This window comes from Caulobacter sp. 1776 (genome assembly GCF_040545685.1).
Lineage (GTDB): Bacteria > Pseudomonadota > Alphaproteobacteria > Caulobacterales > Caulobacteraceae > Caulobacter.
On sequence record NZ_JBEPMI010000003.1, the window covers coordinates 184,772 to 199,018 of the forward strand.

Annotated in this window: 14 protein-coding genes and 1 pseudogene; 12 read left to right on the forward strand and 3 right to left on the reverse strand. The window is 69.8% G+C overall.

The window, feature by feature from the left end:
* Positions 1-72: 72 nt before the first annotated feature.
* Positions 73-1,080 carry a YMGG-like glycine zipper-containing protein gene (locus tag ABIC66_RS09390; protein ID WP_354069674.1) on the reverse strand — a complete coding sequence of 336 codons (1,008 nt, stop codon included), beginning with the start codon at positions 1,078-1,080 and terminating at the stop codon, positions 73-75.
* Between the two features lie 129 nt (positions 1,081-1,209).
* Positions 1,210-1,968, reverse strand: coding sequence for a bifunctional 2-polyprenyl-6-hydroxyphenol methylase/3-demethylubiquinol 3-O-methyltransferase UbiG (ubiG, locus tag ABIC66_RS09395; RefSeq protein WP_354069676.1), 759 nt, complete (start codon positions 1,966-1,968; stop codon positions 1,210-1,212).
* Between the two features lie 168 nt (positions 1,969-2,136).
* On the opposite strand from ubiG, the gene ABIC66_RS09400 reads away from it, so the two are divergent.
* Entirely contained in the window at positions 2,137-3,384 is a 1,248-nt protein-coding gene (locus ABIC66_RS09400) for an aspartate kinase (RefSeq protein ID WP_354069678.1), read from the forward strand.
* Between the two features lie 19 nt (positions 3,385-3,403).
* Here ABIC66_RS09400 and ABIC66_RS09405 read toward each other — a convergent pair.
* A pseudogene (locus tag ABIC66_RS09405) lies at positions 3,404-3,535 on the reverse strand (hypothetical protein); the annotation flags it as partial.
* Between the two features lie 67 nt (positions 3,536-3,602).
* Between ABIC66_RS09405 and ABIC66_RS09410 the strand changes: the two are divergent.
* The 11 genes from ABIC66_RS09410 to ABIC66_RS09460 all read left to right on the forward strand — a co-directional run bounded on the left by ABIC66_RS09410 (position 3,603) and on the right by ABIC66_RS09460 (position 14,139).
* The gene (locus ABIC66_RS09410) at positions 3,603-4,067 is read left to right on the forward strand and encodes a hypothetical protein (protein ID WP_354069680.1); all 465 of its coding nucleotides are present in this window, start codon (positions 3,603-3,605) and stop codon (positions 4,065-4,067) included.
* 155 nt (positions 4,068-4,222) lie between these two features.
* Positions 4,223-4,957 (forward strand): AraC family transcriptional regulator, encoded by a 735-nt coding sequence (locus ABIC66_RS09415; protein WP_354069682.1) that lies wholly within the window; start codon positions 4,223-4,225, stop codon positions 4,955-4,957.
* A gap of 207 nt (positions 4,958-5,164) precedes the next feature.
* Positions 5,165-6,133, forward strand: coding sequence for a DMT family transporter (locus ABIC66_RS09420; protein ID WP_354069683.1), 969 nt, complete (start codon positions 5,165-5,167; stop codon positions 6,131-6,133).
* Positions 6,134-6,368: 235 nt separating this feature from the next.
* A complete protein-coding gene (locus tag ABIC66_RS09425; RefSeq protein ID WP_354069685.1) occupies positions 6,369-6,761 on the forward strand; it encodes a YMGG-like glycine zipper-containing protein in 393 nt (130 codons plus the stop codon).
* Positions 6,762-6,999: 238 nt separating this feature from the next.
* Entirely contained in the window at positions 7,000-9,264 is a 2,265-nt protein-coding gene (gene ptsP, locus ABIC66_RS09430) for a phosphoenolpyruvate--protein phosphotransferase (RefSeq protein ID WP_354069687.1), read from the forward strand.
* A 159-nt stretch (positions 9,265-9,423) separates the two neighbouring features.
* Positions 9,424-10,491: a helix-turn-helix domain-containing protein gene (locus ABIC66_RS09435; protein ID WP_354069689.1), complete on the forward strand. Its 1,068-nt coding sequence runs from the start codon at positions 9,424-9,426 to the stop codon at positions 10,489-10,491.
* A 186-nt stretch (positions 10,492-10,677) separates the two neighbouring features.
* Positions 10,678-11,817, forward strand: a complete 1,140-nt coding sequence (gene ispG, locus ABIC66_RS09440; RefSeq protein ID WP_354069690.1) for a flavodoxin-dependent (E)-4-hydroxy-3-methylbut-2-enyl-diphosphate synthase — start codon at positions 10,678-10,680, stop codon at positions 11,815-11,817.
* An 11-nt stretch (positions 11,818-11,828) separates the two neighbouring features.
* Complete coding sequence (locus ABIC66_RS09445; RefSeq protein WP_354069692.1) at positions 11,829-12,233, forward strand: hypothetical protein; 405 nt, start codon at positions 11,829-11,831, stop codon at positions 12,231-12,233.
* Between the two features lie 68 nt (positions 12,234-12,301).
* On the forward strand, positions 12,302-12,754 hold the full coding sequence (locus tag ABIC66_RS09450) for a MaoC family dehydratase (protein ID WP_354069694.1): 453 nt from the start codon (positions 12,302-12,304) through the stop codon (positions 12,752-12,754).
* A gap of 7 nt (positions 12,755-12,761) precedes the next feature.
* Positions 12,762-13,562, forward strand: a complete 801-nt coding sequence (locus tag ABIC66_RS09455; RefSeq protein WP_354069696.1) for an AraC family transcriptional regulator — start codon at positions 12,762-12,764, stop codon at positions 13,560-13,562.
* A 76-nt stretch (positions 13,563-13,638) separates the two neighbouring features.
* Positions 13,639-14,139, forward strand: coding sequence for a GNAT family N-acetyltransferase (locus ABIC66_RS09460; protein WP_354069697.1), 501 nt, complete (start codon positions 13,639-13,641; stop codon positions 14,137-14,139).
* The last annotated feature ends 108 nt before the right edge of the window (positions 14,140-14,247 follow it).

Genomic DNA, 14,247 nt, shown 5'->3' on the forward strand with positions numbered 1-14,247 from the left:
GTCGTAAACGCCCAAGCTGGCGGCCGGTTGCCAGAAAGTCGGCAAGTCGACCGTCAGCTCGCTCGGGTCTTATCAGCTTTCGACGCGATAGCGACCGTCGGCGTCGGGGCAGACGCGGACATAGCGAGTCTCGACCCGGCCGTTGTACTCGGTCGGGGCCGGGGCCAGGCGGCAGCGTTCGCTGGCGGAGGCGTAGCGGCCGTCGCTGTAGCGATAGGGCTGGGTCTGGTCGTAGCTGTAATAGGCGCCGCGCGTGTCGCACTTGGCCGAGGCGTTGCCGACCGCCGCGCCGACGCCGGCCCCGACCAGGGCGCCCAGGACGGTGCCTTCCGGACGGGCGTTGCGGGCCGCGACGTTCGAGCCCAGGGCCGCGCCGGCCAGGGCCCCGATCACCCCGCCCACCGTGGCGTTGCGCTTGGCGTCCTGGCGACAGTCGCTGGGGTAGGAGACGTTGGCGCTGGTGTCGATGCTGTAGGCGCCGGCATAGGGCGCGGCGTAGCGGGCGCCTTCGCCGGGATGGCGGCGATCATAGGCGCCGACGCCATGACGGCGGTCGTAGGCGTCGCGGGCGCTGTAGTAGCGGTCGCGATCCCGCTCCCACTGCTCGCGGCCGACGTCGTAGCCGCTGGCGTAGCTGACGCCGTCGGTGCGGAAGCGGTCGGCCTCCGACGGGTGGCGGCGGTCATAGGCGCCTTCGCCGTTGCGACGGTCGTAATCGTAGCGGGCCCGCTCATAGCTGGCGCGAGCGCGCTCGAACTCGGCCTGCTCGGCATAGTAGGCGGCGCTGTCGCGATACTGCGCGACCCGGTAGCGGTCGGCATAGGTCGGGTAGCGGCGGTCATAGGCGCCGACCCCGTAGCGGCGGTCATAGTCGTCGCGGGCCCGCAGATAGTTGGCGCGGTCGCGCTCGTAGGCCGCCTGGCGGTCCTGATACTCGCTGACCCGCTCATAATAGTTGCTGCGCTGGTCGTCGTAGTTGCGCAGGCTCTGCTGATAGGCCGAATCCTGGGCGAAGGCCGGGGCGATCGCGCCGCAGGCCATGGTGGTCGCCAGTATCGCGGCCAAGGTCTTGGAAGTCATGGTGTTCGTCTCCGTTCCCACGCGAACGGATCGACGTCCGACCCCCGACAGCGGGTCGTCAATCCAGGTTCATTGTCCCTGCGCAAACAAAAGCCCGCGCCGGTCCGAAGTTCCCCGAACGGCGCCGTTTCAATCCCTGGTCACGGTCATCATGTAGTTGATGTCGACGTCGCTGGAGCGGCTCCAGCGGCCGGTCAGCGGATTATAGGCCACGCCGAACGGACCCTGCATCTCGACCGGCTCACCGGCCAGGAAGGCGCGCAGCTCTTCGGGCTTCAGGAACTGCTTCCAGTCGTGGGTGCCCGGCGGCACCCAGCGCAGCACGTATTCGGCCCCGATCTTGGCCAGGGCCAGGGCCTTCAGCGTGCGGTTCAGGGTGGCGACGATCATCAGCCCGCCGGGCTTCAGCAGCCGCGAGCAGGTGCGCAGGAACTGGCCCGGATCGGCGACGTGCTCGATGACTTCCATGGTCAGGACGACGTCGAACGGCCCCGCGCCCTCGGCCAGCAACTGCTCGGCGGTGGCGGGGCGGTAGCCGATCGCAAGGCCCTGCTCGGCCGCGTGGGCGGCGGCGGTCTTGATGTTGTTCTCCGAGGCGTCGATCGCCGTGACGTCGAACCCCAGCCGCGCCATCGGCTCGCTCAGCAGGCCGCCGCCGCAGCCGATGTCCAGCAGGGACAGGCCCTCGAACGGCGCGCGGGCCGCGCCGTCGCGGTCGAACCGCGCCAGGGCCTGCTCGCGGATAAAGGCCAGGCGACAGGGATTGAACACGTGCAGCGGCGCGAACTTGCCGCGCGGATCCCACCACTCGGCCGCGATGGCCGAGAACCGCGCCACGTCGGCGGGGTCGATGCTCCAGGAGGGGGGGGGGGCGGCGGCTTGGGTCATGGCCTTCCTCTACCACGCCGAGTTTTTCGCGCCATGACCGGAGAAAAAAGACACCTCCGCGACATTGCCGTTGCGCGATCCCCCCGCTAGAAGGCGCGGGCTTGCGCGAGGGGGAGCGATCCGGCCGCGCGGGCGCAAGAAATAACCAAGCCTCGAGGTAGTGAAGACGTGTCACGTCTGGTGATGAAGTTCGGCGGCACGTCGGTGGCCGACCTGGAGCGCATCCGCCGGGTGGCGCGCCTGGTCGCCGCCGAGGTCGCGACGGGCAAGCAGGTGGCGGTGGTCGTGTCGGCCATGTCGGGCAAGACCAACGAACTGGTCGCCTGGACCGACGGCGCCGGCCGCGCCGCGCAGGGTCTTCCGGAGTCGGACGACGAGTACGACGCCGTCGTCGCCTCTGGCGAACAGGTCACGGCCGGCCTGCTGGCCATGACCCTGCGCAACATGGGCCACAAGGCCCGCTCGTTCCTGGGCTGGCAGGTGCCGATCCTGACGAACGAGGCCCACGGCAGCGCCCGGATCGAGGACATTCCGCCGGCCAACCTGGAAGCCTGTTTCGCCGACGGCGAGATCGCCGTCATCGCCGGGTTCCAGGGCGTGACCAACAATCAGCGCATCACCACCCTGGGCCGGGGCGGCTCGGACACCTCGGCCGTGGCTATCGCCGCCGCCGTCAAGGGCGCGTGCGACATCTATACGGACGTGGACGGGGTCTACACCACCGACCCGCGGATCGAGAGCAAGGCCAAGCGCCTGGCCAAGATCAGCTACGAAGAGATGCTTGAAATGGCCTCGCTTGGGGCCAAGGTGCTGCAGACCCGCTCGGTCGAGATGGCCATGGCCCATCGCGTCCCGGTGCGGGTGCTGTCGAGTTTCGTCGAGCCGGGGGAAGCGCCCGGACAAGGTACGATCGTCTGCGACGAGGAAGAAATCATGGAAAAGCGCATCGTCTCGGGCGTCGCCTACAGCCGCGACGAAGCCAAGATCACCCTGCTGGGCCTGCCCGACCATCCGGGCGTGTCCTCGCAGATCTTCGGTCGCCTCGCCGACGCCAATGTGAATGTCGACATGATCGTGCAGTCGCGCGCCCGCAGCGCCGACACCGCCAACATGGAGTTCACGGTCGGCAAGCGTGACGCCGCTCGCGCCGTCGAGATCGTCCGCGCCGCCCGCGAGGAGATCGGCTTCGAGGACGTCGCGGTGAACGAGGACGTCGCCAAGGTGTCGGTCATCGGCGTCGGCATGCGCAGCCACGCCGGCGTCGCCCAGTCGATGTTCGCGGCCCTGGCCGAGAAGAACATCAACATCCAGGTCATCTCGACCTCGGAGATCAAGATCTCGGTCCTGATCGACGCGGCCTACACCGAACTGGCCGTGCGGGCGCTGCACGCGGTGTACGGGCTGGATCAGCTTTAGGAATGCCGGCGGAGGGGACGCCCCCTCCGTCACGGCGCGTATCCGCGCCGCGCCACCTCCCCCGTTTCACGGGTGAGGAGGAGACCGCTTCATCCTCCCCCGCTCGCGGGGGAGGTGGATCGCCGCGAATACGCGGCGAGACGGAGGGGGCGCATCCTGAACTTGCAAGAAAACGTCGCGTTCGGACGTTATGAGGGCCGTGAGCCCACGGAGTCCCCATGTCCGACGTCTTCAAGTTCGACCCCGACGCCAAGACCGTCACCTTCCACGGCGACGCGGGCCTGGAGCTGCTCTACGACCTGCTGCTGCGCGCCAAGTTCGGCGACGGCTATGAGAAGCCGCTGCTGATCAGCCCGTGGCTGGCCGCCCTGCTGCGCCAGCTGGACCAGGCCCTGCCGGACGACGGTCAGTGGTTCCCCGAAAAGCCTGGCCAGCCGATCTTCGACACCGACGACCTGCTGGCCATGGGCGACGCGGTGATCGAGGAGGGGCACACGGTTGCCTGGTGGACCATGACCGAGCCGGAAAAGCGCGCCTACCTGCGCAATGTCGTCGCCGCCCCGCACCCGCTGACCGATCTCGAGGTCGAGTTCATCGAGAACGACATCGACGCGGCCCTGCAGCAGGCGCGACGCCTGGTGGCCGACGCCGATGCGCCGCTGTCCCTGCCGGGACACGGCTAGGCTCCCCTCATTCCGCTCTCCCCGGCGAAAGCCGGGGCCCAGATGGAACAGCGCTGGGGCGGGCTCCAAGGGCTCCGCGCCTTTCCAACCCACTCAAGCGCCATGAGATCTGGATCCCGGCTTTCGCCGGGAAGAGCGGGGGATAGAATAGGCCCATGGGCCACGACCTTTCCGCCCCCGCCGAACTGTCGTTCCGCCGCTATGGCGAGGACGCGCCGCCGCACGTCCATGCCTTCGACCAGATCGTGCTGCCGCGCCGGGGCGTGCTGGAGATGGAGATCGAGGGCCGGGGCGGGCGGGTCGATCCGGGCCGCGCGGCGGTGGTCCCGCCCGGCGCGCGCCACGCCTTCGCCGCCTCGGGCGAGAACCTGTTCGTGGTCGCCGACATCGGCGGCGCGCTGATGAAGCCATTCGAGCGCCTGCGCGAGCGGCCGTTCGCCCCGGTGACCGGCGCGGTGCGCGGCCTGCTCGACTACTTAGCCGGCGAGGCGCCCGGCGCGATCGAGGACGGTGTGGCCAGCCTGTGGACGCCGCTGCTGCTGCGCGGCCTGTCGGCGGCGCCGATCAGGGTCGATCCGCGCCTGGCCCGCGCCGCCGCCCTGATCGAGGCCCGCTACGACCGTCCGCTGACCGTCCGCGACCTCGCCGCCGAGGCCGGCATGAGCCAGAGCCGCTTCTTCGCGCGCTTCTCCGAGGCCTACGGGACGACGCCGCACGCGGCGCTGTCGAACGCGCGACTGCGGGCGGCGCAGCGGCTGCTGTCGGACACCAGCCTCTCCATCGCCGAGATCGCCGTGCGCACCGGCCACGGCGACCAGAGCGGCCTGACCAAGCGCATGAAGGCGGCGCTGGGCGTCACGCCGGGGGCCTGGCGGAAAGGGCGGGGCTGAGCGCCCCCTCCGTCTCGTCGCGTATCCGCGCCGATCCACCTCCCCCGTTTCACGGGTGAGGAGGGCGAGTCTTCTCCTCCCTCGCGTAGCGGGGGAGGTGGCGCGATGCGGATACGCATCGTGACGGAGGGGGCGCTCGGGAGTTTCCGCCAAACCTTCGAGAGCTTTCGCCAAGCCTCCGGCCGGAGGCGATGCTAAGCGAGGGCCATGACCTCCCCCCGCAACCTCGTCCTCGGCCTGCTGTGCGGCCTGATCGCCGGCGCGTTCTGGGGCGGGGTGTTCCTGGCGCCGAAGCTGCTCTCGGCCTTCACGCCGCTGCAGATGACGGCGGGACGCTACATCGCCTACGGCCTGGCCTCGGCGGTGCTGCTGGCCCCGGCCTGGCGGACGGTGATGAAGAAGATGGACGGCCGCGACTGGCGCGATCTTGTCCTGCTCAGCCTGCTGGGCAACCTGATCTACTATGTCGGCCTGTCGGTGTCGGTGCAGAGCGCGGGCGTGGCCTTGGCCTCGCTGATCATCGGCCTGCTGCCGGTGACCGTAACCCTGGTGGGCGCGCATCCTGGAAAGAGAGGGCCGGGGGAGGGGGTTCCGCTCCGCCAGCTGGCCGCGCCGCTGGCCTTGGTCGTGGCCGGCGGGGTCTGCATCAACGTCTCGGTGTTCACGCAGGGCCACGGGGGCGGGATCGGCCGACAGGTCGTGGGCGTGCTGGGCGCGACCCTGGCCCTGGCCATGTGGACCGCCTACGCCGTCTGGAACGCCCGCCGGCTGGCCGCGACCCCGAAGTTCACCAGCCACGAATGGTCGCTGCTGACGGGCTTGGCCACCGGCCTGCTGTCGCTGCTGCTGGTGGTCCCGGCCTTCCTGCTGGGCGGTAAGGTCCACGCCCCGGCCGCCTGGGGCGGGTTCTGGGCGGTCAGCTTCGCGGTGGCGATCGGGGCCTCGGTGATCGGCAACGGCCTATGGAACGCCGCCAGCCGCCTGCTGCCGCTGAGCCTGTCGGGCCAGCTGATCGTGTTCGAGACCCTGTTCGCCCTGCTGTACGGCTTCCTGCACGACGGGAGGTGGCCGCGCGGGCTGGAGACGGCGGCGATCGTGCTGATGCTGGCGGGCGTGCTGTGGTCGGTGCGGCTGCATCGGCCGGCCGCCCAACCTGTCATCCCGGCCGCGGCGTAGCGGAGAGCCGGGACCGTCACAGGCTCGGCGCTTCCGGTGGTCCCGGCTCGGCGCGCTTCGCGCTTGGCCGGGATGACAGTTTTTGAGGCCTAAAACTTTTTCCCAACATGACGCGAACCTGAACGGCGCGGTTCAAATCAGGTTCAGGCGCGGCCCCTTACAACAGACATCAACAGCGCCGCCCAATCTCACTTTCGGGAAAGGGGGCGACGCTCTTACGATGAGGAGCCCTGCCATGAAGACCATCGGCAAGTTCACCAAGACCGTCGTCGCCGTCGCCATCACCGGCGCGCTGGTCGCCCCCGCCACCGCCGCCTTCGCCGGCGAGAAGACCGACCGCGCCATCGTCGGCGCCCTGATCGGCGGCGTCGCCGGCGCGGCCCTGGGCCACGGCAAGGGCGACGCGGTCGCCATCGGCGCGGTCGCCGGCGCGGCGCTGGGCGCGACGACGGCCAAGGACAAGTACGACCGTCGCTACAGCAGCGGCTACCGCACCGCTCCGCGCTACGGCTACGATAACCGCTACAGCGATGGCCGCTACGGTTACGACAACCGCTACGCCTACGAGCGTCACGGCCACCGCTACGACCGCTACGACGACCGCTACGCCTACGGCTATCGCCGCTAGGTCCGGTTCGAAGCGTTAGAGTTCCGATCCCTCCTCTAGCGTGAACCTGCGCCGCCCGGTTGATCTGGGCGGCACTTTTTCGCGCCGCCACACCTAATCACTGTTCGGTTGTCCGGAGCCGCTGGTCCCGGTGCGAAATCTGCTATAGCCCCCATCTAGGGATGGAACGGTCTTAACCCCTGGCGCTTGAAGCTGGGCTAGACCGTGTGTTCAGGGTTAGGGAGCGCGCGCAGACGACATGGCGGCATCCGGCATGGCCGTTCGGGGACCACGCAGCCTGCTTCGGCAGATTCGCGAGGCCATGGCCGGCGGCGGTCCCGCCCAGGCCAAGCTCGACATGGTGGTGCGCACCATCGCCATCTCGATGGTGGCGGAAGTCTGCTCGATCTATCTGCGCCGGGCCTCGGGCGATCTGGAGCTGTTCGCCACCGAGGGTCTGGCCCGCGAGGCCGTCCACGTCACGCGACTGCAGCCGGGCGAGGGCCTGGTCGGCGAGACCATGCGCCTGGGCCGGCCGCTGAACCTGTCCGACGCCGCCAGCCACCCGCAGTTCTCGTACCGTCCGGAAACCGGCGAAGACCCCTACCACGCCTTTCTCGCCGTGCCGCTGCTGCGCGGCGGCCGCGCCATCGGCGTGCTGGTCGTTCAGAACCGCACCGAGCGGGTCTATGACGAGGAGGAGGTCGAGGACCTCCAGATCATCGCCATGGTCCTGGCCGAGATGGTCAGCTCCAGCGAGCTCCTGGGCGCCGCCGAGCTCAAGGACGTCGAGCTGGCCCCGCACAAGCCCGAGCGGCTGAAGGGCTCGCGCTTCGCCGAAGGTCTCGCCTATGGCGTGGCCGTGCTGCACGAGCAGCCGGTGGCCCCCGAGACCCTGCTGTCCGACGACGCCCTGGCCGAGGAAGCGCGGCTCTCCTACGCAATCGAGACGCTGCAGACCCAGATCGACGAGATGCTGGAAGGCCAGCACGGCCTGGTCGGCGCCAGCTACGAGGTGCTGGAAACCTATCGCATGTTCGCCCACGATCGGGGCTGGAACCGGTCGCTGCAGGAGGCGGTGCGCTCGGGCCTGACGGCGGAGGCCGCGGTCGAGCGGGTCCGCTCCGAGCACCGCGCCCGGCTGGGCCAGGCCCGCGACCCCTATCTGCGCGAGCGGCTGCACGACCTGGAAGACCTGAACGACCGGCTGCTGCGTCACCTGTCGGGCGACGTGCACCACGTCCGCGTCCTGCCCGACGACGCCATCCTGATCGCCCGGAACCTGGGTCCCGCCGACCTGCTGGAATACGATCGCACCAAGCTGAAGGGCATCCTGCTGGAGGAAGGCTCGGCCGCCAGCCACGCCGGCATCGTGGCCCGGGCGCTGGACATCCCCTGCGTCGGCCGTCTGGCCGGCCTGCGCGACCGAGTCAGCGAGGGCGATCCCGTGGTCGTCGACGCCGAGACCGCCGAGGCCTGGCTGCGGCCGCGTCCCGACGTCGTCAAGGCGCTGAAGGTCCGGATGGAGGTCCGCGCCCAGCGCAAGGCCGAGTTCGCCCGCCTGCGCGACACCCCGCCGATCACCAAGGACGGGGCCAAGATCTCGCTGCTGATGAACGCCGGCCTGGCCGTCGACCTTGATATCCTGGCCGAGACCGGGGCCGAGGGCATCGGCCTGTTCCGCACCGAGTTCCAGTTCATGGTCGCCGAGGAGCTGCCGCGCCTGGAAGCCCAGACGGCGCTCTACGAAAAGGTGCTGGAGGCCGCCGACGGCATGCCGGTGACCTTCCGCACGCTGGACCTCGGCGGCGACAAGCTGCTGCCGTACATGGAGCTGGAGCGCGAGGACAATCCGGCCCTGGGCTGGCGCGCGGTGCGCATGGGGCTGGACCGTCCTGCGCTGCTGCGCATGCAGATCCGCGCCCTGGTCAAGGCCGCCGCGGGCCGGCCGTTGAAGGTCATGTTCCCGCTGGTGGCCAATGTCGACGAGTTCCGCGCCGCCCGCTCGTTCGTGGACCAGGAAGTGGCCTGGGCCCTGAAGCGCGGCCGTCCGGCCCCGTCGCGCCTGGACGTCGGGGCCATGATCGAGGCCCCGTCGCTGCTGTGGCATCTCGACGCACTGCTGCCGATGACCGACTTCGTTTCGGTGGGCACCAACGACCTGATGCAGTACCTGTTCGCCGCCGACCGGGGCAATCCGAAGGTCTCGGATCGCTACGATCCGCTGTCGCCGGCCGCCCTGCGCGCGCTGAAGACCATCCAGCAGGCCTGCGCCGACACCGGCACGCCGGTATCCGTCTGCGGAGAAATGGCCGGCCGCCCGCTGGAGGCGTTCGCCTTGATCGCGCTGGGTTTCGAGGCGCTTTCGATGCCGCCGGCCGGCATCGGACCCGTCAAGCAGATGGTGCTGTCATGCGATCGCGAGGCGGCTCGGCGCAATGTCGAGGCCCTGCTGAAAGGGACCAGCGGATCCTTGCGCGGCGAGATCGAAACCTTGGCGCGGAAGCTCTATGTGGCGGTGTGACAAAAGCTTGACCGTTAACCAAGCGTCACCTTTTAGTACATTGAATCCCGCTACTTAGTTTGATATCCACAAACACTTGTTAAGACCTCCGTGCCATACGGAGTGGGGGAGTGCGCCGCGCTTCGCGTGCGGCGCGATTTTGGGGGCGTTTAGTCGTTCATGCCGCTGGATATGGGCAACGTGAGGCGTTTGCACCTCGTCACCGACGTCGATACGGACGATACGCCGGTGGCGGTTTCGCAACCATCGCTTGAGGGGGGCGCCGACATCGGCCTGGCCCTGAAGGCGGCCCGCGAGTTCCGCGGCCTGACCACCCAGGACGTCGCCGACGGCACCCGCATCCGCCAGAGCTATATCGAGGCCCTCGAGGACATGCGCCTCGACGACCTGCCCTCGCGCCCGTTCACGATCGGCTATGTCCGCGCCTATGCCGGCCTGCTGGGCCTGGACGGCGAGGCGGCCGTCGCCCGTTTCAAGACTGACGCTCCGGACGAGGGCGCCGAGCTGCGCGCCCCGGTCGGCGTGCGCCGCGAGCGCGATCCGCGTCTGGCCCTGATCTTCGCCGGCGGCCTGCTGGTGGTCGGCGCCATCCTGCTGTGGAATGTCGCCCAGCGCGCCATCGCCAAGGACGAGCCGCCGCCGCAGGTGGCCCCGGCCGCCGCCTCGACCCAGGTCCAGGCCCATGCCAGCAACAGCCAGGTCGCCCTGGGCGCGCCGCTGCCGGCCCCGGTCGAGTCGACCACGCCCGAGCCCTACAAGACCCCCGGCCTCGACGACGCCGCCGCCAATGGCGGTTCGGTCGACGCGGCCCACGCCGCCGCCAAGGCGCGCGAGACGGCCGACGCCAAGAACGGCGTCATTGATCCCAGCACCCAGTTCGTGCTGGGCGGTTCATTCAAGCCCAAGGGCGCGGTGCTGGGCGCCTCGCCCACCGAAACCTCGGGCGTCATCCTGCAGGCCCGCAAGGCCGCCACCCTGGTGGTGCGCGGCGCCGGCGGCCAAGTCTATTTCGCCCGCGCCCTGGCGGCCGGCGAGGCCTATCGCGCCCCGCGCATGGCCGGCCTGACCGCCGACGTCTCGGATCCGGCGGTGTTCGAGGTCTATGGCAATGGCGTCCTGACCGGCCGCCTGCAATCCAACCAGACCGCGCTCGACAAGCTGATCCCGGCCGCGCCGGCCGCGCCGAAGCCGGTGGCGGCTCCGGTCGCGGCGGCTAAGCCGCAATAATAATCCGCTCTCCCCGGCGAAAGCCGGGACCCAGATCGAGCCCGGGGCCTTGAAAGGCTCGCGCTGGGCCTTGGCGCGTCATCTCCAACCTCTCCGGATGAATCTGGGCCCCGGCTTTCGCCGGGGAGGGCGGGTTTGGGAAGGGAAGCCCTTCAGTTCCTGGCAGAGACCCTCTAAATTACCCCCATGGCCGCAGACCACACGCACGTCCGTCCCTGGCGCATGATCACGCGCCGGCAATCGCGCAAGATCCGCGTCGGCAATGTCGAGGTGGGCGGCGACGCGCCGATCACCGTCCAGTCGATGACCAACACCCTGACCAGCGACGCCGCCGCGACGCTGGAGCAGATCCGTCAGCTGGAGGAGGCCGGCGCCGACATCGTCCGCGTCAGCTGCCCGGACGTCGAGAGCACGGCCGCGTTCAAGACCATCGCCCGCGAGGCCCGCGTGCCGCTCGTGGCCGACATCCACTTCCACTACAAGCGCGGCATCGAGGCGGCTCAGGCTGGCGCCGCGTGCCTGCGGATCAATCCGGGCAATATCGGCTCGGCCGACCGGGTCCGCGACGTGATCCAGGCCGCCCGCGACCACGGCTGCTCGATGCGGATCGGCGTCAACGCCGGCTCCCTCGAACGGGAACTGCTGGAAAAGTACGGCGAACCGTGCCCCGAGGCGATGGTCGAAAGCGCCCTGAACCACGCCCGCATCCTGCAGGACCACGACTTCCACGAGTTCAAGATCTCGGTGAAGGCGTCCGACCCGTTCATGACCGTGGCCGCCTACTACCAGCTGGCCGAGGCCATCGACTGCCCGCTGCACCTGGGTGTCACCGAGGCCGGCGCGACGCGCACCGGCACGGTGAAGTCCTCGATCGGCATCGGCTCGATGCTGTGGGCCGGCATCGGCGACACCATCCGGGTCTCGCTGGCCGCCGATCCCGTCGAGGAGATCAAGGTCGGCTTCGACATCCTGAAGTCGCTGGGCCTGCGCCATCGCGGCGTCAACATCATCGCCTGCCCGTCGTGCGCGCGGCAGGGCTTCAACGTCATCAAGACGGTGGAGGCCCTGGAAGAGCGGCTGGCCCACATCTCCACCCCGATGTCGCTGTCGATCATCGGCTGCGTCGTCAATGGACCGGGCGAGGCGCTGATGACCGACATCGGCTTCACCGGCGGCGGGGCCGGGGCGGGCATGGTCTACATGGCCGGCAAGCCCGACCACAAGCAATCCAACGACGGCATGATCGATCACATCGTCGAGCTCGTCGAGAAGAAGGCGGCCGAACTTCAGGCCGCGAAGGACGCCGAGGTTCTGGCGGCCGAATAGGGAGACGCGCGATGCGCACGATGCTTCATGGGCTGGCTGTTCTCGCCGTGCTGGCCACGTCTTCCGCCGCCGGCGCGGCCGAAAAGCACCGCGCGCCGCCCGAGGCCGAGCTGGCCAAGCTGCTCGAGGGCCGCACCGCCGGCAAGCCGGTCGACTGCATCAATCTGCGCCTGAGCGGCGCGTCGCGGATCATCGACAAGACGGCCATCGTCTATGAGATGCCGGGCGGCGCCCTCTATGTGAACCGGCCCAACGGCGCCGACTTCCTGGACCGCGACGCTACCCTGGTGACCAAGACCAGCGGCACGGAGCTGTGCCGCATGGACATCGTGACCCTGGTCGATCAGGGCTCGCGGCTCCCGCGCGGCTCGGTCAGCCTCGAGGCGTTCACGCCCTATCCCAAGCCCGTCCGGTGAGCGAGGCGCGCTCCGCGCACGGCGCATTTTCGCTAGCCAGGACGCGCCGTGACCGCTAACGCCGCGTCATGATCCAAGCTCATCCGTCAGGCGGCTACATCCTGGAAGAACTGTCCGTCGGGATGGTCGCCGAAAAGCACGTGACCGTCACCGAGGCGCGCATCGCCCAATTCGCCGAGGCTTCGGACGACTTCAACCCCGTACACATGGACGAGGCCTACGCGGCCAAGACCGCCTATCGCGGCCGGATCGCCCACGGCCTGCTGTCGGCCTCGTTCGGCTCGGCCGTGGTCGGCACCATCCTGCCGGGCGCGGGCTCGATCTACCTGTCCCAGACCCTGGCCTTCCACAAGCCGGTGCGGATCGGCGACGTCGTCACCGCCCGCGTCACGGTCGCGGCCATCGACGAGGTCAGCGCCCGGGTGACCTTGCGCTGCGAGGGCCTGGTCGGCGACGAGCCGATCATGGACGGCGAGGCCGTGGTCCGTGTGCCGCGCCGCCGGCGGCCCGCGAAAGGCTGACGGTCCCATGGGGCGGGCGGACGACACGGCGAGCGTGGTGTCGCGGCCGCGCCAGCACGCCCTGCTCGTTCGGCTCTCGTCCGCGCGCGCCCTGGCCCGGCACTATCACGACGAACACGGCCTGGGCCTGATGGAGGCCGGCGCCCACCGCTCGGCCAGCGGCCGCGGCGAGGTCGAGGCCCAGGCGGGTCAGGTCATCACCGTCAATCCAGGCGAGATCCACGACGGTCGTCCTGTCGGTGAGACCGGCCGGCGCTGGTCGATGGTCTATTTCGACGCCGACTTCCTGGCCAGGATCTGGAGCGAGATCAGCCCGGCCGCCCGCGCCTTCGAGTTCCTCCGCCCCGTGGATGAAGACGCCGCCTCCGCGCGCCGCGTGCGACGCCTGCTGAGCCGCCTCGTCGTCGACGGCGAGGAGGCGCTGGCCGTCGAGGAACTGGCGCCGGCCCTGCTGGCGGGCCTCGGCCTGGAGAAGACGCCACCGCCGGGGCGCGGCGCGCCGGCCGGGATCCGGCGGTCCAAGGCCCTGATCGAGGCCGATCCCACCCGCGCCCTCGGCCTGGCCGAGCTGGCCGCCGAGGCGGGCCTGTCGCGCTTCGAGACCGTGCGGGCCTTCGCGCGGGCCTTCGGCATGACGCCCTACGCCTATCTGATCGAGCGGCGCCTGCTGGCCGCTCGGCGGCTGATCGTGGCCGGCGAGCCCCTGGCCGGCGCGGCGACCGCGGCGGGCTTCGCCGACCAGAGCCACATGCACCGCCTGTTCGTCCGCCGCTACGGCTTCACGCCGGGGGCTCTGGCGCGGGCCTGACGCGCAACATCGTCCAATCCGCCAGGCCGCCCAGCTGGCATGTCTTCCCGCGCCACAACCGGGAGCGACCATGACCATGCCGACGATCAGAACCTGCCACGACGCGGATGTCCCGGCGATGCTGGCTATCATCAACGAGGCCGCCCAGCGCTATCGCGGCGCGGTCCCCGACGACTGTCTGGGCGATCCCTACATGCCGGCCGAGGAGTTGGCCCACGAGATCGCCGCCGGCGTGCGGTTCTGGGGCGCCGAGGTCGATGGGGCGCTGGCCGGGGTGATGGGTCTGCAGCGCGTCGGTCCGGTGGACCTGATCCGCCACGCCTATGTCGTGACCGCCGCGCAGGGGCAGGGCGTCGGCGGCGCCTTGATGGGCCATCTGATGGCGCAGGCGTCGGGGCCGGTGCTGGTCGGGACCTGGGCGGCCGCGACCTGGGCCATCGACTTCTATCGCAAGCACGGCTTCCGCCAGGCGCCGCCGGACGAGGCCGAGCAGCTGCTGCGCCGCTACTGGACCGTCTCCGACCGCCAGATCGAGACCTCGGTCGTGCTGGTGGGGCCGGTGGAAAAGGCGATCTGACGCCGGCGCGACGGCTTGCACGGTGCGGTTTCGTATTTTGCGATTGACCTACCGAAAATAGAGCTTAAGCGCCGACCAACCCCGCCAAACACTGAAGCTTGGCGAGGA

Bases quoted from the DNA above. Each gene is read 5' to 3' on its own strand.
- ABIC66_RS09390 (WP_354069674.1), bottom strand. From the start codon at position 1,080: ATGACTTCCAAGACCTTGGCCGCGATACTGGCGACCACCATGGCCTGC.
- ubiG (WP_354069676.1), bottom strand. From the start codon at position 1,968: ATGACCCAAGCCGCCGCCCCCCCCCCCTCCTGGAGCATCGACCCCGCC.
- ABIC66_RS09410 (WP_354069680.1), top strand. From the start codon at position 3,603: ATGTCCGACGTCTTCAAGTTCGACCCCGACGCCAAGACCGTCACCTTC.
- ABIC66_RS09415 (WP_354069682.1), top strand. From the start codon at position 4,223: ATGGGCCACGACCTTTCCGCCCCCGCCGAACTGTCGTTCCGCCGCTAT.
- ABIC66_RS09420 (WP_354069683.1), top strand. From the start codon at position 5,165: ATGACCTCCCCCCGCAACCTCGTCCTCGGCCTGCTGTGCGGCCTGATC.
- ABIC66_RS09425 (WP_354069685.1), top strand. From the start codon at position 6,369: ATGAAGACCATCGGCAAGTTCACCAAGACCGTCGTCGCCGTCGCCATC.
- ptsP (WP_354069687.1), top strand. From the start codon at position 7,000: ATGGCGGCATCCGGCATGGCCGTTCGGGGACCACGCAGCCTGCTTCGG.
- ABIC66_RS09435 (WP_354069689.1), top strand. From the start codon at position 9,424: ATGCCGCTGGATATGGGCAACGTGAGGCGTTTGCACCTCGTCACCGAC.
- ispG (WP_354069690.1), top strand. From the start codon at position 10,678: ATGGCCGCAGACCACACGCACGTCCGTCCCTGGCGCATGATCACGCGC.
- ABIC66_RS09445 (WP_354069692.1), top strand. From the start codon at position 11,829: ATGCGCACGATGCTTCATGGGCTGGCTGTTCTCGCCGTGCTGGCCACG.
- ABIC66_RS09450 (WP_354069694.1), top strand. From the start codon at position 12,302: ATGATCCAAGCTCATCCGTCAGGCGGCTACATCCTGGAAGAACTGTCC.
- ABIC66_RS09455 (WP_354069696.1), top strand. From the start codon at position 12,762: ATGGGGCGGGCGGACGACACGGCGAGCGTGGTGTCGCGGCCGCGCCAG.
- ABIC66_RS09460 (WP_354069697.1), top strand. From the start codon at position 13,639: ATGCCGACGATCAGAACCTGCCACGACGCGGATGTCCCGGCGATGCTG.